The sequence below is a fragment of the Geothermobacter ehrlichii genome (genome assembly GCF_008124615.1).
Taxonomy (GTDB): domain Bacteria; phylum Desulfobacterota; class Desulfuromonadia; order Desulfuromonadales; family Geothermobacteraceae; genus Geothermobacter; species Geothermobacter ehrlichii.
This window is the reverse complement of record NZ_VNIB01000016.1, coordinates 23,175-42,811: the sequence shown is the minus strand read 5'-3', so window position 1 is coordinate 42,811 and position 19,637 is coordinate 23,175. Positions and strand designations below refer to the sequence as shown.

At 62.0% G+C, this 19,637-nt stretch carries 17 protein-coding genes and 1 pseudogene; 12 read left to right on the top strand and 6 right to left on the bottom strand.

Annotated features, from left to right (window positions below; all coding sequences use genetic code 11):
- Positions 1 to 38: 38 nt before the first annotated feature.
- The 6 genes from EDC39_RS13795 to hemL all read right to left on the bottom strand — a co-directional run bounded on the left by EDC39_RS13795 (position 39) and on the right by hemL (position 4,567).
- Complete coding sequence (locus tag EDC39_RS13795) at positions 39 to 1,199, bottom strand: NapC/NirT family cytochrome c (RefSeq protein ID WP_148896977.1); 1,161 nt, start codon at positions 1,197 to 1,199, stop codon at positions 39 to 41.
- Between the two features lie 305 nt (positions 1,200 to 1,504).
- On the bottom strand, positions 1,505 to 1,777 hold the full coding sequence (gene atpE, locus EDC39_RS13790) for an ATP synthase F0 subunit C (protein WP_148896976.1): 273 nt from the start codon (positions 1,775 to 1,777) through the stop codon (positions 1,505 to 1,507).
- Between the two features lie 73 nt (positions 1,778 to 1,850).
- On the bottom strand, positions 1,851 to 2,525 hold the full coding sequence (gene atpB, locus EDC39_RS13785) for a F0F1 ATP synthase subunit A (RefSeq protein ID WP_148896975.1): 675 nt from the start codon (positions 2,523 to 2,525) through the stop codon (positions 1,851 to 1,853).
- Positions 2,526 to 2,545: 20 nt separating this feature from the next.
- On the bottom strand, positions 2,546 to 2,878 hold the full coding sequence (locus EDC39_RS13780) for an ATP synthase subunit I (protein WP_187426814.1): 333 nt from the start codon (positions 2,876 to 2,878) through the stop codon (positions 2,546 to 2,548).
- Between the two features lie 19 nt (positions 2,879 to 2,897).
- Positions 2,898 to 3,158, bottom strand: a complete 261-nt coding sequence (locus EDC39_RS13775; protein ID WP_148896973.1) for an AtpZ/AtpI family protein — start codon at positions 3,156 to 3,158, stop codon at positions 2,898 to 2,900.
- 125 nt (positions 3,159 to 3,283) lie between these two features.
- Positions 3,284 to 4,567 (bottom strand): glutamate-1-semialdehyde 2,1-aminomutase, encoded by a 1,284-nt coding sequence (gene hemL / locus EDC39_RS13770; protein WP_148896972.1) that lies wholly within the window; start codon positions 4,565 to 4,567, stop codon positions 3,284 to 3,286.
- A 381-nt stretch (positions 4,568 to 4,948) separates the two neighbouring features.
- Here hemL and EDC39_RS13765 point away from each other — a divergent pair, with 381 nt between their 5' ends.
- From EDC39_RS13765 to EDC39_RS13710, 12 genes and pseudogenes are all read left to right on the top strand, one after another.
- On the top strand, positions 4,949 to 6,811 hold the full coding sequence (locus EDC39_RS13765) for an AMP-dependent synthetase/ligase (RefSeq protein WP_148896971.1): 1,863 nt from the start codon (positions 4,949 to 4,951) through the stop codon (positions 6,809 to 6,811).
- Positions 6,787 to 9,198 (top strand): annotated as a pseudogene (locus EDC39_RS13760) (3-hydroxyacyl-CoA dehydrogenase/enoyl-CoA hydratase family protein); the annotation flags it as partial. The gene EDC39_RS13765 and the pseudogene EDC39_RS13760, both read left to right, overlap by 25 nt.
- A gap of 151 nt (positions 9,199 to 9,349) precedes the next feature.
- On the top strand, positions 9,350 to 10,522 hold the full coding sequence (locus tag EDC39_RS13755; protein ID WP_148896969.1) for a thiolase family protein: 1,173 nt from the start codon (positions 9,350 to 9,352) through the stop codon (positions 10,520 to 10,522).
- Positions 10,523 to 10,693: 171 nt separating this feature from the next.
- A complete protein-coding gene (locus EDC39_RS13750; RefSeq protein WP_148897004.1) occupies positions 10,694 to 12,472 on the top strand; it encodes an acyl-CoA dehydrogenase family protein in 1,779 nt (592 codons plus the stop codon).
- A gap of 183 nt (positions 12,473 to 12,655) precedes the next feature.
- Positions 12,656 to 13,603, top strand: a complete 948-nt coding sequence (locus tag EDC39_RS13745) for an MBL fold metallo-hydrolase (RefSeq protein ID WP_148896968.1) — start codon at positions 12,656 to 12,658, stop codon at positions 13,601 to 13,603.
- Between the two features lie 23 nt (positions 13,604 to 13,626).
- Entirely contained in the window at positions 13,627 to 15,621 is a 1,995-nt protein-coding gene (locus EDC39_RS13740) for an oxidoreductase (RefSeq protein WP_148896967.1), read from the top strand.
- Positions 15,618 to 16,139, top strand: a complete 522-nt coding sequence (locus tag EDC39_RS13735) for a DUF4442 domain-containing protein (protein WP_148896966.1) — start codon at positions 15,618 to 15,620, stop codon at positions 16,137 to 16,139. The genes EDC39_RS13740 and EDC39_RS13735 overlap by 4 nt, the downstream gene beginning before the upstream one ends.
- Before the next feature lie 20 nt (positions 16,140 to 16,159).
- On the top strand, positions 16,160 to 16,525 hold the full coding sequence (locus tag EDC39_RS13730; protein ID WP_222862890.1) for a hotdog family protein: 366 nt from the start codon (positions 16,160 to 16,162) through the stop codon (positions 16,523 to 16,525).
- Between the two features lie 16 nt (positions 16,526 to 16,541).
- Positions 16,542 to 17,093, top strand: a complete 552-nt coding sequence (locus tag EDC39_RS13725) for a chalcone isomerase family protein (RefSeq protein WP_148896965.1) — start codon at positions 16,542 to 16,544, stop codon at positions 17,091 to 17,093.
- A 193-nt stretch (positions 17,094 to 17,286) separates the two neighbouring features.
- The gene (locus tag EDC39_RS13720) at positions 17,287 to 17,469 is read left to right on the top strand and encodes a hypothetical protein (protein ID WP_148896964.1); all 183 of its coding nucleotides are present in this window, start codon (positions 17,287 to 17,289) and stop codon (positions 17,467 to 17,469) included.
- A 12-nt stretch (positions 17,470 to 17,481) separates the two neighbouring features.
- Positions 17,482 to 18,303 (top strand): MBL fold metallo-hydrolase, encoded by an 822-nt coding sequence (locus tag EDC39_RS13715; RefSeq protein ID WP_148896963.1) that lies wholly within the window; start codon positions 17,482 to 17,484, stop codon positions 18,301 to 18,303.
- Between the two features lie 11 nt (positions 18,304 to 18,314).
- Complete coding sequence (locus tag EDC39_RS13710) at positions 18,315 to 19,490, top strand: ATP-binding protein (protein ID WP_148896962.1); 1,176 nt, start codon at positions 18,315 to 18,317, stop codon at positions 19,488 to 19,490.
- Positions 19,491 to 19,637: the final 147 nt, after the last annotated feature.

Sequence of the window (19,637 nt, the reverse complement as noted above, 5' to 3'; positions counted from 1 at the left end):
GCCTTTTTCGTTTCTGTGATCAAGCAAGGCCTCTGTCCTTACCAGGACTGTTCGAGGGCGTTGAGGATGGCGTTGAAGTCCTTCTTGACCGAGGCGAGAATGGCCTGGGCGTAGTCGTGGTTGTGCACCCCGTTGGTGCCGTCGTTGCGCACCAGGCGGAAGTTGTAGAGGGCTTTTTCGTAGCGTTCCCAATGCGCCTTGGTGTCACGCTTCTTCTTGTCGGCGTCCTTGAGGGCGTCCTCGACGGTGATGCGCAGCTCGCGCAGGTCGGCGATCTCGGCCTTGGTTTCCGAGGCCCAGTCGTTGAAGATCTCCTTGTAGGACTCGTCGTGACAGTTGCTGCAGGTTTCGCTGGTGGGCCGGTAGACGCCCTTGGCGACGCCAGTGTGGCAGTCCTGGCAACCGATGCCGTTACCCCACATCAGGCCGGGCTCGCCGGCCACATCCTTGGCGCCGATACCCTTGTTCATGTCGTACTGGGCCTCGTGGCAGCGCTGGCATTCGGCTACCTGTGGCGCTTCGCTGTCTTCGTTCTCCTTGTGGCAGGCCACACACATGTTCATGCGGTCGGTCTTGGTCGACGGGTTGTGGACCAGACCGAAATGGCAGTCACGGCACTTGAAGTCGAAGGCCTCGCGGTGCATGGCGTGGTCGAAATGGGTGCCGCCGACGAAGGTGTCGGTCAGGATGTCGGGCAGGCCCTTGTGCATGCGGAATTCGGGATTCTTGACATCGTCCAGCAGACGCATGCGGACGATCTTCATCAGTCTGACCTTCTTGCGGTAGCTCTGGTTCCCCTCATCCGAGTGGCAGAAGAGGCACTGCTGGTCGGGAACCAGATCTTCCTTGGGGTTCTGCAGGATCTTGAGCTTCTCTTCCTTGGAGATGGTCAGCTGCATGTAGGTGTCTTTCAGTCCCCCCAGTTTTGCCTTGATGTAGCCGACAACACCGGGTCGACCGTGGCAGTCGAGACAGGAAACCCCGGCTTCGCCATGGGCCGAGTGCTCCCAGGAGTCGACTTCGGCCAGGGGGCCGAAGCCCTGGGCAGGATGACACATGTGGCAGAACTCCGGTTCGGAGGTCATGTGGAGAATCTGGATGTTGACGAATCCGAAGACAACGATGAAAAGGACTCCGAGGAACGTGACAAGCAGGTAGTGCCGCTTGCACCAGGCAAAAAAGTTTTTCAGACTGGCCATGAATCTGATCCTTTTGCTCGTGATTTGTTATGCAGTGCGAAATGCCCGCTCGTTTTCATGAAGTATACAGTATACACTTTCAAAACGAACAGAAGCTACACGATTTGGAATTTTCATGCAATAAAAAAATGCAACGGAAATGCAACGGTAAAACGCTAGGTGCCGGCTGAATGCGGCGTCGTCGGACTGGTTCGCAGACGCAGCAGATCGAGACGGGTGACGGGGATGTGGTGCACCGGCCCGACGAAAAAACGGGGGGATGTGCCTGATGCACATCCCCCCGTTGCTGTTTTGGCCGGTTCGAATCAGTGAGCGGCGCCAGCCAGCTGCAGAACCTGCTCGGTGAAGGGATTGGCGAAGAGGATGATCATGGCAACGACGAAGACGTAGATGGCCAGGGACTCGATCATGGCCAGACCGATCATCATGGTGGTCAGGATTTTACCGGAAGCGCCGGGGTTGCGGGCAACGCCTTCAACGGCGCTCTTGATGGCCAGACCCTGACCGATACCGGTGCCGAAAGAACCGAGACCCATGCCGATGCCGGCAGCCAACATGCACCATGCGAAAAATTCCATTGTTCCTACTCCTTCTCGTAAATGGTTTTTATTGTCCCTAGATCCGTTAGGGCCGAACGGTTTCCCGTTTTGTCTAGTGTGCTTCCTCGATCGCGCCGGCAATGTAGATCATCGCCAGCAGGGTGAAGACGAAGGTCTGGATGAAGGCGACCAGAACCCCCATCAGCATCATCGGCACCGGCAGCAGGAACGGCACCAGGCCGAGGAAGATCATCAGCACGATTTCATGGCCGTACATGTTGCCGAAAAGACGCAGCGACAGGCTGAGGGGCCGGGCCAGGTGACCAACGATCTCAATGATGAAGATCAGGGGGGCGAGCCACCAGATGGGGCCCATGAAGTGCTTCAAGTATTTGATGCCGTGCTCCTTGAGGCCGACGATGTGAGTCATGGCGAAGACGGTCAGCGCCAGGGCGGCGTTGGTGTTGAGGTTGGCGGTCGGAGGCGCAAAACCGGGAATCAGTGCGATCAGGTTGCTGACCAGGATGAACAGGGCCAGGGTGGCGACCAGGGGGAAGTACGGCTTGCCCTTGGGGCCCATGGTCTCTTCGGCGAGGTTGGAAATGCCCTCGACCACGACTTCCATCAGGTTCTGCAGGCTGCCGGGAACCCGCTTGATGCTTCGTCCGGCCGCCAGGGCCAGGACCAGCAGAATCAGCATGACCAGCCAAGTGTAGAGAACGTGCTCACCGACATGAAGGTGAAGCTGCTCTTTGAGCCATCCAAAAATCAAAAAGGGATGAGTCATGGTACCGAAGGCTCCTCCGTCTATTTAAGGCGTTGCAAGGTTGTTGTCACGACGTTGATCAGAACCGTCATCAGCCCCGCAGCCAGCGCCAGCGGATGCAGATGCAGCCGCGTCAGCAGCAGGTAGATGGCGGCGCCGAGACTGGCCAGGCGAACCATGTAGCCGAACTGGAATCCGCCTATCGACGCCTGCCCCGGAAAGTCGAGCATGCGTCGCAGCGCCCGGTGGCGCCAGTGATGACCGCAGATGGCAACCAGCCCGCCGGCGGCCACCCCGAGGCTGATGCGGAGCGATTGCCATGGCAGGCTGAGCAGCACCAGCGCGCCGAGAATGAGCCAGTTGCGTCTGGCCATCCGGCGCAACAGCTCCTCATCAGGGGTCCTGGTGCCGTTGGTCATCGTTTTCGCTTTTCTTCTGGCGACGCAACTCCCGCTGGGTGAGGATGAAAACGTTGCGAAAACCGGCAACGATGCCGATTCCCAGCCAGACGAGCGTCATCCACGGCGATGTCTGCAGCCACCGGTCGAGGTAGTAGCCGATCGCCAGCCCGATCATGCAGGCCGCCACGAGCGAGATGCCGACGCCGGACAAAAAACCCAGAGATCTGATAAGTTGGCGTCGGTCCTCACCCATGGCGAATTGTATACAGCATACAATCGGGTTAAAGCCTGTCTTTATTAGCACAGGGCCCAGGGGGTGTCAATTCTTTTCATCGGCGCCGCCCGTTCGCGCGAACGGGCGGCGTTGTGCGGCTGGAATCAGAGCCGGGCGAATACCTTTTCCGCGGCGGCGATGGTGGCGTCCAGGTCGTCCTTGCTGTGGGCGATGCTCATGAAGCCGGCTTCGAACTGCGAGGGGGCGAGGTTGATGCCTTCGTCGAGCATGGCCCGGAAGAAGCGGGCGAAAAGTTCCGTATCGCTTTTGGCGGCATCGGTGAAGGACCAGACGGGGCCTTCCTGGAAGTAGGTGCAGAACATGCCGCCGACCCGCTGCAGGCAGGTGGGGAAGGACGCTTTTTCGGCGGCGGCCTTCAGTCCCTGCTCGAGGTAGGTGCTCTTTTCCTCGATCCGGTCGTAGAAGCCCTCTTCCTTGAGCAGCTGCAGGGTGGTGATGCCGGCGCTCATGGCGAGTGGGTTGCCCGACAGGGTGCCGGCCTGGTAGACGCCGCCTTCCGGCGACAGATGATCCATGATCTCCTTTTTGCCGCCGAAGGCGCCGACGGGCAGGCCGCCGCCGATGATCTTGCCGAGGCAGCAGAGGTCGCCGCGGACGCCGTACCGCTCCTGGGCGCCACCGTAGGCGACGCGGAAGCCGGTCATCACCTCGTCAATGATCAGGACGATGCCCTCGTCGTCGCAGAGTTGGCGCAAGCCTTCGAGGAAGCCCGGCTTCGGCGCGACGCAGCCCATGTTGCCGGCGATCGGTTCGAGAATGATGCAGGCGATCTCTGCCTTGTTGGTGTTGACCAGGTTCCGGACCTCGTCGAGGTCGTTGTAGGTCGCCGTCAGGGTGTGTCTGGCGAAATCGGCGGGAACACCCGGCGAGGTCGGCACGCCGAAGGTTGCCGCGCCGGATCCGGCCTTGACCAGCAGGGAATCGGCATGTCCGTGGTAGCAGCCGTCGAACTTGAGAATCTTGTCGCGACCGGTATAGCCGCGGGCGAGACGGATGGCGCTCATGGTCGCCTCGGTCCCGGACGAGACCATGCGGACCTTCTCCATGTTCGGATAGGCTTCGCGCACCATTTCCGCCAGGATGATCTCTTTTTCCGTCGGGGCGCCGAAGGAGGCGCCGTTGGCGGCGGCCTGCTGGATCGCCTCCACCACCTTGGGGTGGCAGTGGCCGAGGATCATCGGTCCCCAGGAGCCGACATAATCTATATAGCAATTGCCGTCGGCATCGTAGATGCGCGAGCCTTCGGCTCGTGTGATGAACAGGGGGTCGCGGCCGACCGACTTGAAGGCCCTGACCGGGCTGTTGACGCCACCGGGTATGACCTGGCGGGCCCGGGAGAAGAGGCTGGACGATGTTTTCTGGTTCATGGCCGTTCCTTTCAAAGTGCCTGATTTCAGGGAGAAAGACGGGTTCGAGGACTGCTTAACACAGGGGGGCGGGGGTGTCAAGCGAGCAGGGACGGTCAAAGCTGGTAGACTGTAGGAGATGCTCGGTGGCGACCCGGATGTATACGGTGTTCGAAAGATTTATAAAAAAATGTTCTGTTTTAAGTTGACCTGAACGTTAAGGTCCGATATAAGCCCTTTTGAACGGGAAGTTCCGGTCGTCGAAGCGGGGATCCAATGGGAAATGGCCACAGAATGGTCCAACGCAAACGGTGGTCGCCGGCGGCCGGCAAAAGATGTTTTATTTTTCTGCTTGACGTGAACGTAAAGGGAAGGTAAAAGAAGAGGGTCATGGAGCTTGCGATGAAAAAAGAAGTTGCCGCCATGCCGTATGTCTCGGTGCCCGGAATGCTGCGTTGGGGCGCCGGGGAATTCAGGGACCGCCTTGCCACCACCTACAAGAAGGATGGGCGCTGGCAGTCGCTCACCTACGGCCAGTTCTACCAGCGGGTTCTCATGGCCGCCCGCGGCCTGCGCAAGCTGGGCGTCGGGCCGGGAGACAAGGTGGCGATCCTCTCGGAAAACAGGGTGGGCTGGATCATCGCCGATCTCGGCATTCTGACGGCGCGGGCGATTTCGGTGCCGATCTACGCGACCAACACGCCGGAGCAGGTCGCCTATGTGCTCGAGCATTCCGGGGCGCGCATCGTCTTTGTCTCGACCCGCCTGCAGTACGAAAAGCTGATGGCGGTCAGGGAGCGGTTGCCGCAGCTGGAGATGGTCATTGCCTTCGAGCGGTTCATCGGCGACCGGAGTCTGCCGGTCTTTCATCTGTATCAGCTCTCGGAAATTTCCCATCCGATCAGCGCCGAAGAACAGGCCGAGCTGGAGGCGGAAATCGACCGGATCGGGCGGGATGATCTGCTGACGCTGATCTACACCTCGGGGACGACGGGGGCGCCCAAGGGGGTGATGCTCACCCATGGCAACTTTCTGGTCGATGCCTGGCTCGGCCTTGACCGGTTGCAGGGGCGGGACAAGCAGGAGACCTTTCTCAGCTTTCTGCCCCTGAGCCATGTGCTGGAACGGACGGCGGGCTATTACGCCGCCCTGATGAGCGGCAGCCGCATCGTCTTTGCCGAAAGCATCGACAAGGTGGTCGAGAACATGGTGGAGGTCAAGCCGACCGCGATGGTCAGTGTGCCGCGGCTGTTCGAGAAGATCTATTCGCGCATTTACGAAAATGTTCATCTGATGTCGCCGCCGAAGAGACAGCTGTTTCACCGGGCGATCGAGGTGGGGCGCGAATATGTCTACCGGCGCTACGTGGAGCGCCGGCCGGCCGGCCTGCTGCGGGCGCGGTACCGCTTCTACGACCGTCTGATCTTCTCCAAGATCCGCCAGAAATTCGGTGGCAACATGAGGTTTTTCATCTCCGGTGGCGCTCCTCTCGACAAGACGATCAACGAGTTCATGTGGATCATCGGCATTCCGACCTTCGAGGGCTACGGGCTGACCGAAACCAGTCCCGCCATCACCCTGAACAGTCTCGACCAGATCCGCTTCGGTTCGGTCGGCCGGCCGCTCGATCTGACCGAGGTCAAGCTGGCCGAGGACGGGGAGTTGCTGGTACGGGGGCCGCAGCTGATGAAGGGCTACTACAGGAACGAGCAGGCGACCGCCGAAGCGATGAAGGATGGCTGGCTCCATACCGGCGATATCGCCCGCATCGACGAAGAGGGCTATGTCTACATCGTCGACCGCAAGAAGGAACTGATCGTCACCGCCGGCGGCAAGAACATCGCTCCGCAGCCGCTCGAAAACGAACTGAAGCTCGACAAGTACATTTCCCAGGCCTTTGTCTACGGTGACCGCAAGCCCTACCTGGTGGCGCTGATTACGCCGAACATGGAGCGCCTGATCGAGCTCGGCCATCAGAAGAATCTCGACTATTTCGATGTCGAGGAGCTGGTCGCCAACGAAAAGGTGCGGGCGGTGTTCGCCGAGCGCATCGCCCAGCTCAATGCCAAGCTGCCGTCCTACGAGACGATCAAGAAGTTCGTGCTGCTGCCGCGTGACTTTTCGGTGGAGGGGGGCGAGCTCACCCCCACCCTGAAATTGAAGCGGAAGGTGATATACGAAAAATACCGGGAGCGGATCGAGGCCCTTTACGATCAGAACGGGCAGTCCGCCAATTCCAAGAACCAGCAAGGAGACAGACAATGAGGCAGATCAATCGGGTTGCCGTACTCGGTGCCGGAGTGATGGGGGCGACCATTGCCGCCCACCTGGCCAATGCCGGCCTGGAAGTCGAACTCCTCGACATTGTACCGCGCGAACTGGACGAAAAGGAAAAGGCCGCGGGACTGACGCTCGAGGACGCGAAGGTGCGCAATCGCATCGCCGTCGCGGCCCTGGAAGGGCTGAAGAAGATGAAGCCGGCCCCCCTCTATCTCAAGGAGTACGCCACGCTGATCCGGCCGGGCAATTTCGAGGATCACCTGGACCGGTTGCGGGATTGCGACTGGGTGGTCGAGGTGATCATCGAACATTTGCCGATCAAGCTGCAGCTGCTGGAAAGGATCACCCCTTACATCAAGGAGGACGCCATCCTTTCCAGCAACACCTCCGGTCTGTCGATCAATGCCATGGCCGAGGCCCTGCCGCCCGAGCTGCGCCGGCGGTTCATGGTCACCCATTTCTTCAATCCGCCGCGCTACATGCGGCTGCTTGAGGTGGTCGGCTGCAACGAGGCCGACCCGCAAATCGTCGCCGAGATGGCCGAGTTCCTCTCCCGTCGGCTCGGCAAGGGGATCGTCAGCGCCAAGGACACGCCCAACTTCATCGCCAACCGGATCGGCGTCTATGCCATCTACAAGGGTATCCGGCACATGATGGAGATGGACATGAGCATCGAGGAAGTCGATGCTGTCGCCGGCCCGGCCACCGCCCGTCCCAAGTCGGCGGCCTTCCGTACCGCCGATCTGGTCGGAAATGACACCCTGGTGCATGTCGGCAACAATTCCTTCGAGTTGCTGCCGAACGACGAGGAGCGCGAGGTCTTCAAGGTTCCCGAGTTCATGCAGCAGATGATCGAAAAGAAGCTGCTCGGCAACAAGACCAAGGGCGGTTTCTACAAGAAGACCAAAGATGAAAACGGCAAGCGGGTCATTCTGGCCTATGACTGGCGCACCGGCGAGTACAGGCCGGCGGAAAAGCCGAAGTTTCCCTCCATCGAGGCGGTCAAGCAGGTGGACGATCCGGCACGGCGGGTGCGCGAAGTGGTGAACGGCAGCGACAAGGGAGCCGAATACGCCTGGCGGACCCTGCGCGATACCCTGATCTACACCGTCAACCGCATTCCCGAGATTGCCGATGACGTGGTCAATGTCGACAACGCCATGAAGTGGGGCTTCAACTGGGAGCTCGGCCCCTTCGAGATGCTCGACGCCATCGGCGTGCCGGCCTTTGTCGAGCGGGCGAAGAAGGATGGCGTCGCCGTCCCCGAGGCCCTGGAAGGAATCGAGGCCTTCTATCGCTTCAACGAGCGGGGACAGCGCGAATATTTCGATTTCGCCAGCCGTTCCTACAAGGTGCTCGACGTGCCGGCGGGCCAGGTCGACATCGAGGTCCTCCGGCGCAGCGGCGGCCTGGTGGAAAAGAACGCCGGTGCTTCCCTGCTTGATCTCGGCGACGGGGTCTTCTGTCTCGAATTCCATTCCAAGATGAACAGCATCAGCGGCGACATCCTCTCCCTGACCCAGAAGGCGGTCAGGCGCGCCGAGCGCGAGGGCGTCGCCCTGGTGGTCGGCAACGAAGGCCCCAACTTCTCGGTCGGCGCCAACCTGATGCTGCTGGCGGTGGCGATCGCCGAGGGGGCGTTCGAGGATATCGACCTGATGGTGCGCCAGTTCCAGAAGGCGACCATGGCTCTCAAGTACGCCAAGGTGCCGACGGTGGTCGCTCCCTTCGGCATGACCCTCGGCGGCGGCGCCGAGTACACCCTGCATGCCGACGCGGTGGTCGCCCATGCCGAAACCTACATGGGGCTGGTGGAGATCGGCGTCGGTCTGCTGCCGGCCGGCGGCGGCACCAAGGAGATGTGCCTGCGCGCCGTTGAACTGGCCCGAAACAACGGTGCCGACGTGTCGCCCTTCCTGTTCAAGCACTTCCAGCAGATCGGCATGGCCAAGGTTTCCATGGGCGCCATGGAGCTGTTCGGCATGAACTACCTGCGCCGCGGCGACTCGGTGACCATGGACAAGAGCCGGCTGATCGCCGACGCCAAGCAGAAAGCCCTGGCTCTCGCCGTCAATTACCGTCCGCAGAGGCCGGTCGAAAAGCTGCCGGCGCCGGGCCGTTCTCTGGCGGCGAGCATCAAGAGCCAGCTGTGGAACATGCGTCAGGGCGGTTTCATCACCGAATACGAGGAACATCTCGGCGGAGTGATTGCCGAGGTGATCTGCGGCGGCGACGTTCCCGCCGGCACCCCGATCAGCGAAGAATACCTGCTCAAGCTCGAGCGCGAGGCGTTCCTCAGGCTCTGCGGCCAGAAGAAGACCGCCGAGCGGATTCAGCACATGCTGAAGAAGGGCAAGCCGTTGCGGAACTAGAGCATTTCTTAACGGAGAGACGCAGAGATAAAAGAGGGCGCAGAGAACATCACAAAGCATGGGGCACGCTAAGGGTTTCTTTGCAGACTCTCCACCCCCGGCGACTTTGCGTTGAAACAGAATCAAAGAGTTAATCCTGACGGAGGAAACCATGAACACGGCATACATTCTGGCAGCGTACCGGACTCCCGGTTGCCGGGCGAAAAAGGGAAAATTCAAGGACATGCGCCCGGATGATCTGGGGGCGGCGGCGATTCGCGGGCTGATCGAAAAGACCGGCGTCGATCCGGAAAAGATCGACGATGTCATTCTCGGCTGCGCCTTTCCCGAAGGCGAGCAGGGGATGAACATGGCCAAGGTGGCCGCCAGTCGCGCCGGACTGCCCTATACGGTTCCCGGCATGACCATCAACAGGTTCTGCTCGTCCGGCCTGCAGAGCATCGCCATGGCCGCCGAGCGGATCATGGCAGGTTTCGCCGACTGCATCGTCGCCGGCGGCGCCGAATCGATGACCATGATTCCCATGGGCGGCAACAAGTACAGTGCCAACCCGGGCCTGGTCAGTGACTGGCCGGAAACCTACGCCAGCATGGGCATCACCGCCGAGCTGGTGGCACAGCAGTACGGCATCAGCCGCGAGGACCAGGACGCCTTTGCCCTGGCCAGCCACCAGAAGGCGGCGGCGGCCATTGCCGAGGGGCGTTTCGAAGGCGAGATCATCCCGGTCGCGGTTGAACAGGTCGCCGTGGTCGGCAACAAGGTGCAGAAGCAGCTCGAAACGGTGACCATCGACGACGGCGTCCGCCAGGACACCACCCTGGAAGGGCTGGCGAAGCTGAAGCCGGTCTTTCGCCAGGACGGAACGGTGACCGCCGGCAACGCTTCGCAGATGACCGACGGCGCGGCGGCGGCGCTGGTCGTTTCCGAGCGTTTCCTCAAGGAGCTCGGCAAGGACCCCGTAGCCCGCTTCGTTGCCTTTGCCGTGCGCGGCGTACCGCCCGAGATCATGGGCATCGGCCCGGTCGAGGCGATTCCCGCCGCGCTGGAGATGGCCGGCCTGCAGCAGCGGGACATCGATCTGATCGAGCTGAACGAGGCCTTCGCCGCCCAGTCGCTGGCGGTGATCCGCAAGCTCGATCTCGATCCGGAGCGGATCAATGTCAACGGTGGCGCCATCGCTCTCGGCCATCCCCTCGGCTGCACCGGCGCCAAGCTGACCGCCACCCTGCTCAACGAGCTCGGCCGCCGCGGCGGTCGCTACGGCATGGTCTCCATGTGCATCGGCGGCGGCATGGGCGGCGCAGGGATTTTTGAGAAGCTGTAAGGCTTAGCCACCAAGGCACCAAGGCACCAAGGGCGCCAAGAAAATCATTGATTTTATTTGGGCTTACTTGGCGAACTTGGTGTCTTGAGCGAGCAGTGCGAGCGGGTGGCAAACGATTTTCAGAATTGACGGATCATACAAAACGCAGGATCAGGAGAAACGAGGATGAAAATGGAGCGAAAAATACTCAAGGGCGGCGAATATCTCATTGCCGAGAGCAGCTGCGAGGATATCTTCATCCCGGAGGAATTCACCGACGAGCAGCGGCAGATCGGCGAGACGACGGAACAGTTCGTCACCAACGAAATTCTGCCCAACTTCGAGGAGATCGAGGCGGGCAACTTCGATCTGGTGGTCGAAGCGATGGCCAAGGCAGGCGAACTCGGCCTGCTGATGATGGACGCGCCCGAGGAATACGGCGGGCTGGAACTGGACAAGGCGACCAGCATGCTGGTCGGGGAGAAGATCGCGCCGGCCGGTTCCTTCTCCGTCGCCTTCGCCGCCCATACCGGCATCGGCACTCTGCCGCTGATCTACTACGGCACCGAGGAGCAGAAGCAGAAATACCTGGAGAAGATCATCTCCGGCGAATGGTGCGCCGCTTACTGCCTGACCGAGCCGGGTTCCGGCTCCGACGCTCTCGGCGCCCAGGCGACCGCCACCCTCTCCGAGGACGGCAAGTACTACATCCTCAACGGCACCAAGCAGTTCATCACCAACGGCGGTTTCGCCCAGCTCTACACCGTGTTCGCCAAGATCGACAAGGAGCACTTCACCGCCTTTCTGGTCGAGCGTGATTTCGAGGGTCTGGTGGTCGGTGCCGAGGAGAAGAAACTCGGCATCAAGGGCTCGTCGACCACCCAGATCATTCTCGACAACTGCAAGGTGCCGGTCGAAAACGTACTCGGCGAGATCGGCAAGGGGCACAAGATCGCCTTCAACGTCCTCAACGTCGGCCGCTTCAAGCTGGCGGCCGGGGTCACCGGCGCCGCCAAGATGGCCCTGGTCGAAGGGGTCAAGTACGCCAACGAGCGCAAGCAGTTCGGCAAGCAGATCAGTTCCTTCGGTGCCATCCAGGAGAAGATTGCCAACCTGACCGCCGACATCTATGCCTCCGAATCCCTGGTCTACCGGCTGGCCGGTCTGCTCGACACCAAGCTGGCCTCCATCGAGAAGGGGATCGACAACTACTACGAGGAATACCAGAAGGCGATCGAGGAGTACGCTACCGAATGCGCCATTTCCAAGGTCTTCTGTTCCGAGGTGCTGGCGCGCACCGTCGACGAGGTGGTGCAGATTCACGGTGGTTACGGTTTTGTCGCCGATTATCCGGCCGAGCGCTACTACCGCGACGAGCGCATCAACCGCATCTTCGAGGGCACCAACGAGATCAACCGGCTGCTGATTCCGGGCATGATCCTGCGCAAGGCGATGAAGGGCGAGCTGCCGCTGCAGGCCGAGGCGATGAAGGCCTTCGAGTCGCTGATGACCCCCAGCTTCGAAGAGCTCGACGAGTCGGTGCCTTTCGCCGCCGAGAAGCAGCTGCTGGCCAATCTCAAGACCCTGTTCCTGATTCTGGCCGGCAGCGGCGTACAGAAGTACATGAACAAGCTGGTCGACGAGCAGGAGATCCTGTTGGCTGCCGCCGACCTGGCGATCCAGATCTTCGCCATCGAAAGCGCCATTCTGCGGGCGGAAAAGGTCGGTCCCGAAGCGACCGAGCGCAAGCGCCGGCTGCTCGCAGCAGCAGTCAAGGTCTTCTGTTTCAACGCCACCGAGGTGGCCGCCAGCGCCGCCCGTCGGGGCGCCTTCTATCTCGAGGAGGGCGACACCCTGACCATGCTCCTGTCCGGCGTGCGTCGCTTCACCCGCTATGACGCCAGCGGTCTGCTGCAGGCGAAGCGGGAGCTGGCGCAGGGGGCGATCGAGGACGAGAAGTATCTGTTTTAAGCCGGTCGTCGGTATGGGGGCATCTCCCGCATTATGCTTGATCCGAGGGGCGAGGCGTAGCTGACTACGTCCAGCCCCTCGGATCTGCGCGATCCTTGGAGCTGCCCCAACCTCAACGGCCTACCGGTTTGCTTAATCGCGTTGCTTTTTTGACTCCTGACTTCTGGAGACGGCAGTAACTCAATGTCCACCATCATCCAGCATACCTTTGACACGCCCTACCCGGTGGGCGAGGTGCACTGCTACAGCATCGAGCTGAACGGCGAGCTGGTCCTGTTCGACACCGGGCCGCCGACGGAGGTTGCGAAGGAACTTCTGCGGCAGCGGCTTGACCTGAAGCGGCTGCGTCACGTGGTCTGCACCCATTGCCACATCGACCATTACGGTCTGGCGGCCTGGCTGGAGCGGGAGTACGGGGCGATTGTCCATGTTCCCTACCGGGATGCGCTGAAAATGGCCAGGCACCAGGAGCGCCTGGCCGGGATCGCCGAACTGCTCTACGCCCATGGTTTTTCCCGGGACTTTATCGAGAACTACCGCCTGATCATGAAGGACGGCTCGGTCTTTCCGGAATTTCCTGCCGATGCCCGTGTCATCGAAGAGTCGGATCTGCCGGCGCGGCTCGGGTTCGAGGTCGTTCCCTGTCCGGGGCATTCGCAGTCCGACCTGGTCTATGTCGGCGATGGCTGGGCGGTGACCGGGGACGTGCTGCTCGAGGGGATTTTCCAGTCACCCCTGTTCGACATCGATCTGGAGACGGGCGAGCGCTTCAACAATTACCGGGCCTATTGCGCTTCCCTGGAGCGGATGGGCACCCTGCGCGGTCGCCGGATCTGCCCCGGCCATCGCCGGACGGTGGAGAGCGTCGAGGGGGTGATCCTCTTCTACGTCGGCAAGCTGCTGGAGCGGACGGAACGGATCCGCGAGCATCTTCTCGGCGACGGCAATCTCGCTTCGATCGTGCTGGGACTTTTCGCCGAGCAGGCGCAGCATCCCTTTCATCTCTATCTCAAGGCATCTGAAGTAGCGTTCATGCAGGATTTTCTGCGTGAACCCCGGCGGCTGCAGCAGGCGCTGCGCAAGATCGGCCTGTTCGAACCGCTGGCGGAGGCGTTCGCGCGGGTGATCTGACGCCTGCGAAGGATTGAGACGTTATGAACGATCCTCTTTTTCAACCACTGACCATCGGCTCTTTGCAGCTGAAGAACCGCATCATCATGCCGGCCATGCATCTGAACATGGCCGAAGACTACCGGGTGAGCGACCGGCTGCTGGCGTTCTATGCCGAGCGGGCCAAAGGCGGGGCCGGCCTGATCAGCTGCGGCTACGCCAGCATCGACGAGCTGGCCGCCCATCCCGGTCATATCGGCGCTCACGACGATGCCTTCATTCCGGGACTGCGGCGTCTGGCCGAAACCATCCGCGACGGCGGCGCCCGGGCGGCCATCCAGATCAATCACGCCGGCCGCTACAATCATTCCATGCTGACCGGCGGCAGGCAGCCGGTGGCGCCGTCACCGGTGCCGTCACGGCTGACCGGCGAGACGCCGCGCGCCTTGAGCGAGGACGAGATCGAAGGACTGATCCAGGCGTTTGCCGAGGCCGCCAGGCGGGTGGCCGAGGCCGGATTCGACGCCGTCGAGGTGCTGGCCGGTACCGGTTACATCATCAGCTCCTTCCTTTCGCCGCTGACCAACCGGCGCGAGGACGGCTGGGGCGGGTCCCGCCAGAACCGGATGCGTTTCGGTGTCGAGGTGGTCAGGCAGGTCAAGCAGGCCAGCGGGCTGCCGCTGATCGTTCGGCTCAACGGCAATGATTTCATGCCCGGAGGCATCGGTCGGGAACTGATGCAGGAATTCGCCCAGGCCCTGGTCGCCGCCGGCGCCGACGCGCTGAGCGTCAATGTCGGCTGGCACGAGGCGCAGATGCCGCAGATCGTGACCAAGGTGCCGCGCGGCGCCTTCGCCTACCTGGCGCGCGGCATCCGGCAACGGGTCGAGGTGCCGGTGATCGCCGGACACCGGATCAACGATCCGGCCGATGCCCGCCGCCTGATTGCCGAAGACTGGTGTGATGCTGTCGCCATGGGGCGGGCGCTGATCGCCGATCCGCAGCTGCCGGACAAGGCCGCGGCAGGACGGGAAGGGGAGATCGTCCACTGTGTCGCCTGCGGCCAGGGTTGCTTCGACGCCCTGTTCCGCTTTCAGCATGTCGAGTGTCTGTGCAATCCGCGGGCCGGCCACGAGCTGGAGGAGGTCCCGGCGCCGGCCGAGCCGCGCCGGGTGCTGGTGGTCGGCGGCGGAGCCGGTGGCATGACGGCGGCGATCGCCGCCGCCCGTCAGGGGCACCGGGTGACGCTGATGGAGGCCGGCCCCCGTCTTGGCGGCCAGCTCGAACTGGCCGGGGCGCCTCCCGGCCGGGAGGAATTCGTCCTGCTGGCGCGCGATCTGGCCCGCCAGGTGGTCGAGGTCGGCGTGGAGGTGGTGCTCGAGCGGCGGGTCGACGCCGAGCTGCTGCGGCAGCAGCGCCCGGACCAGGTGATTCTGGCCACCGGCGGTGAGCCGCAGGCACCGCCCATTCCCGGCAGTGATCTGCCGCACGTGGTTCAGGCCTGGGATCTGCTGCGCGGCAAGGCGGAAACGGGGCGGCGCGTCGTCATCGTGGGCGGCGGCGCGGTCGGCATCGAATCGGCGCTGCTGTTGGCCGAGCAGGGGACCCTGCCGGCGGAAACTCTCAGGTTTCTTCTCGTTCACCGGGCGGAAGAGCCGGAAGAGCTCTACCGGCTGGCGACGACCGGCTGCAAGCAGGTGACCATCGTCGAGATGCTCGACAAGCTGGGCCGCAATTTCGGCAAGACCACCCGCTGGACCATGCTGCAGGATCTCGATCGTTACGGTGTCGCCTGTCGCACCGGCGTCAGGGTCGAGGCGATCACTCCGGAAGGGGTCGTTCTTGCCGGTGAGGCGGAGCAGGAGCTGTTGCCGGCCGACACTGTGGTTCTCGCCACCGGCACCCGTGCCGAAAACCCATTGCAGGCCGCCTGTGAGGAGCTCGATATTCCTTGCCAGGTGATCGGCGACGCCCGCAGACCGGCCATGGTCTTCGATGCCGTTCATCAGGGTTACCGGGCCGGACGGGAGGTGACATGAAAGGATTCGCTCGCTTGCCGGCCCTGCTGGAAGGGGCGCGGCGTTCCAAATTTCGTCTCTGGCTTCTCAACCTGTTGCTTGGCCGGCTGATTCCCTTCAACCGGCCGCATGGGATCCGTGTCCTTGCCATCGATCAGGACCAGGTCCAGACCGCGGCCCCCTACCGGCGACGCAATCATAATCATCTTCGCGGCATCCATGCCTGCTGTATCGCCACGGTGGCCGAATTCTCGTCCGGGCTGCTCTTTCTCTCCCGGCTCAATCCGAGTCGCTACCGGCTGATCATGGCGAAGCTGGAGATCGATTACCGTTATCAGGCAAAGGGAGCCATTGTCGCCACCTCGCGACTCAGTGACGCGGAGTTGAAGGAGAGGGTGCTCAAACCCCTGGCCACCAGTGACCGGGTGCTGACGACCCTGGCGACGGAGGTCCACGACCAACAGGGCAACCTGGTTGCCGTCGCCCAGGTGACCTGGCAGATCAAGCCCTGGGACAAGGTGCGTACCGGGGTTGCGTGAGATGAGGCTGCCCCCCCTGGTTGCTCAGACTGGGACTCAATCTCTATGGACCCTGCCTGGGGGCCGGGGTCAAGGTCGAGCGCGTCAGCGCCGACTGGCTGGAGCTCGATGTGCGGATGCGCCTGCGCTGGTACAATCGTAATGCCATGGGCGTCCATTTTGGCGGCAGTCTCTACGCCATGGTCGATCCGCATTTCGTTCTGGTGTTGATGCAGAAGCTGGGTCGGGAATACGCCTCAGCGAACAGCAGGTGGCTGCCATCCGGACGGCGACGGAGGATGGCCGCCCTTGCCGGCCGGAATTTACGGTTGCTGTCACCGATGAAGCGGGCGAGGTGGTCGCCCGGATACATAAGACGCTTTATGTCCGTCGCAAAGAGCCCGTGAGGGCCGGGAGGAGAGAATGAAAAGACTGGTCGTGTTCTTGATGCTGCTGCTTTGGGGACTGCCGGCTATGGCCGTGGAGGTCGCCGGGGTCAAATTGACGCCACAGGTTCAGGTGGCCGGTGAAACACTGAAGCTCAACGGCTACGGTATCCGCAAGAAATTCTTTTTCAAAATCTATGTCGGTTCTCTCTACACAGCACAGCCGGTGCGCACGGCCGAGGAGGTGCTTGCCGCCCCCGGCGCCAAGTTGATCCGGATGGACTTTCTCTACAGCAAGGTCAAAAAGGAAAAGATCGTTGATGCCTTCGCCGAAGGTTTCGCCAAGAACAGTCCGGCGTTGATGGACAGTGTTCCGGCCAAGACCTTTTTGCACTGGTTCGACGCCGATTTTGTCGAAGGTGATCGGGTCGATCTGCTCATCGCTGCCGACGGCACCGTGAGCGCCAGCCACAACGGCCGCAAGCTGGGGGAACTTCACTCACCGGAATTGGCTCGCGGCGTACTGCTGATCTACCTTGGCCAAAAGCCGGCCGACGAAGATTTGAAGGAAGGGATGCTGGGCGGATAGCCGGCGGCGAAACAATGAAAGGTTCAACCAGGTACCGTCCCGGGAGACTCTCTCTCCGAGTTGCCGGTACGTGACTCTCCCTGTTATGCGGGGGGCCAGGACGGCCCCCCATTTTTTTTAACCTGAATTGGAGAGTTCCTCGGCGACGGATAGTGCAACACTATCGTCCTGTCTTCACTGCCTGGAGGCTGCCATGTTCCTGTATGCCCCGATGAACCGGATGAAGGACGCCGTAGCGGAGGAACGCTGCGTCGGTCTGCTACACGAGGTGCCGCACTTCGGTCCGCCAGCTGATGATAGCTGCCTGTTCCGGCATGACGGCGCAATCTTCGACGCGGTCTGGCGGCAGTCGGCCTCCAGGGCGGTTTCCGGATGAGCGATTGACGCCATGGGGATTGTTCAGCGCATCCATTGCGGGGAGGTCGAGGGCTTGCGGGCCGGACGTTTCGATCGAGGGGTCAATACGGCCGCCATCTGTTACCGGTTCGGTACGGCCCTGATCGACAGTGGTTGTGCCAACCGTTGGCGCCAGGTGCGCCGGTTCGTCCGGGAACGGCCCCTGACGCACCTGCTGCTCACCCACCATCATGAGGATCATAGTGGAAATGCCGCGCGCATTCAGAAGATGACCGGGGCCAGGGTGCTGGCCCCCGCCCTGGCACTGCGCCCCCTTGCCAGCGGATGGCGGATGTACCCCTACCAGCATCTGCTTTTCGGTCGTCCGAAACGGTTGCAGGCCGAAACCGTTCCCGACAGCATCGAGCTGGAGGGAGGCTATCGTCTGCAGGTGCTTGCCGCACAGGGACACGCCGCCGACCTGGTTTGCTACCTGGAGCCGGAACGCGGATGGTTGTTCAGCGGTGATCTGTTCATCGCCGAAAAGACCCGGTATCTGCGCCGGGACGAGGATCTGGCTTTGCTGTTGCAAAGTCTGAAAAAGGTTCTCCGTTACGACTTCCAGACCATCTTCTGTGGCCACCGGGGCGTCATCACCGATGGCAAAAGGGCCCTGGCGGCCAAGCTCGCGTATCTGGAGGAGCTCTGTGCCAAGGTGCGGGAGCTGTCCCGTCAGGGAGTGCCGGCGAAGGCGATCACCCGCCGTCTGCTCGGCCGGGAAGATGTGGTCAGCCTGGTGACCGGCTTTCAGTTCACCAAGGGCAACCTGGTCAGGGCCTGCCTGCAGTGCGTCGACCAGAGCGATTTTCTCTGAAAGGATGTTCCATGGGCCATCATACCACCAGCAAGGACAGCATCGTTCCACTCATCGACCGGCTCAACAAGTATCCCATCGGTCTGGTTGACAACGAGAAACTGCGCCGGATTCTGGCGATTCTCTTCAGTGAGGAAGAAGCCTTTGTCGCCAGCCGGTTTCCCCTGCACGAGGCGACCCTGGAGGAACTGGTGCAGCGCACCGGTTGTCCGGCCGACCACCTCGAGCAGGTCCTGGACCGCATGGCCGACAAGGGACTGGTGCTCGATATGCCGCACCAGGGGACGACCTACTACCTGCTGTTGCCCGGCCTGATCGGCTTTTTCGAATTCAGCTTCATGAAACAGCGCGCCGACCTGCCGCTGGCCGAGCTGGCGAAGCTGATGAGCGACTATCTTTATGCCGACCCGCAGAACGGCCAGGCCAGGGAGTTCTTCGGCAGCAGGACGCCTCTGACCCGCTCCCTCGCTTACGAGGAGGTCGTGCCGGTCAGCTCCGCCGTGACCAGCTACGACGGGGCGCGACAGATCATCCGCCAGGCCGGCTATGGCGCAGTGGGAATGTGCTACTGCCGGCACAAGAAGGAGCATCTCGGCCAGAGCTGTGCCAAGGGGGCGCCGGTGAAGGGGATCTGCATCTCTCTCGGCAATGCCGCCCGCTTCATGGTGCGGCGCGGCTTTGCCGAGGAGAAGAGCGTCGACGAACTGCTGGCGGTCATCGACCGGGCGCGGGCACACAACCTGACCCATATCACCGATAACATCCGCCACAAGCCGAGTTTCATCTGCAATTGCTGCCGGTGCTGCTGCGAACTGCTGGCCGGGGTCCAGGCGGGCTATACCGAGGGGGTCGGCAAGACCGGGCTGCTGGTGGCGGTCGATACTGCAAAGTGCGTCGGCTGCGGACTCTGCGTTCGGGTCTGCAATGTGGCCGCCCTCGAGCTTGTCGACGCTGGGGAGGCAAGGCCGCGCCAACTTGCGATCGATACCGCCGCCTGTCTTGGCTGCGGCGCCTGTGTCCCGGCCTGCCCGCACGGGGCGCTGGGCATGGTGCCGGTGGCGGCCCCGGAGATTCCGGAGAAGAAGCGCGACCTGATGAAACGGATTCTGAAGGAGAAGAAGCGTCTGACGCCCTATGTCATCGACGGGGTGAAGCGGAAGGTGAAGAAGATTCTGCCGGGCCGATAGTCTGCAGCGTTTCCGGACTCGGTGGCATCGAGACCGAGGCGCACCTTGTGCAGCAAGCGCTCCCGGATGAACGGTTTGGCCCGCAACTGGTTCCAGTCGACCTCACGCGCTGGACGTTGTCTGGGACGACCTGGCCCGACAGCAACA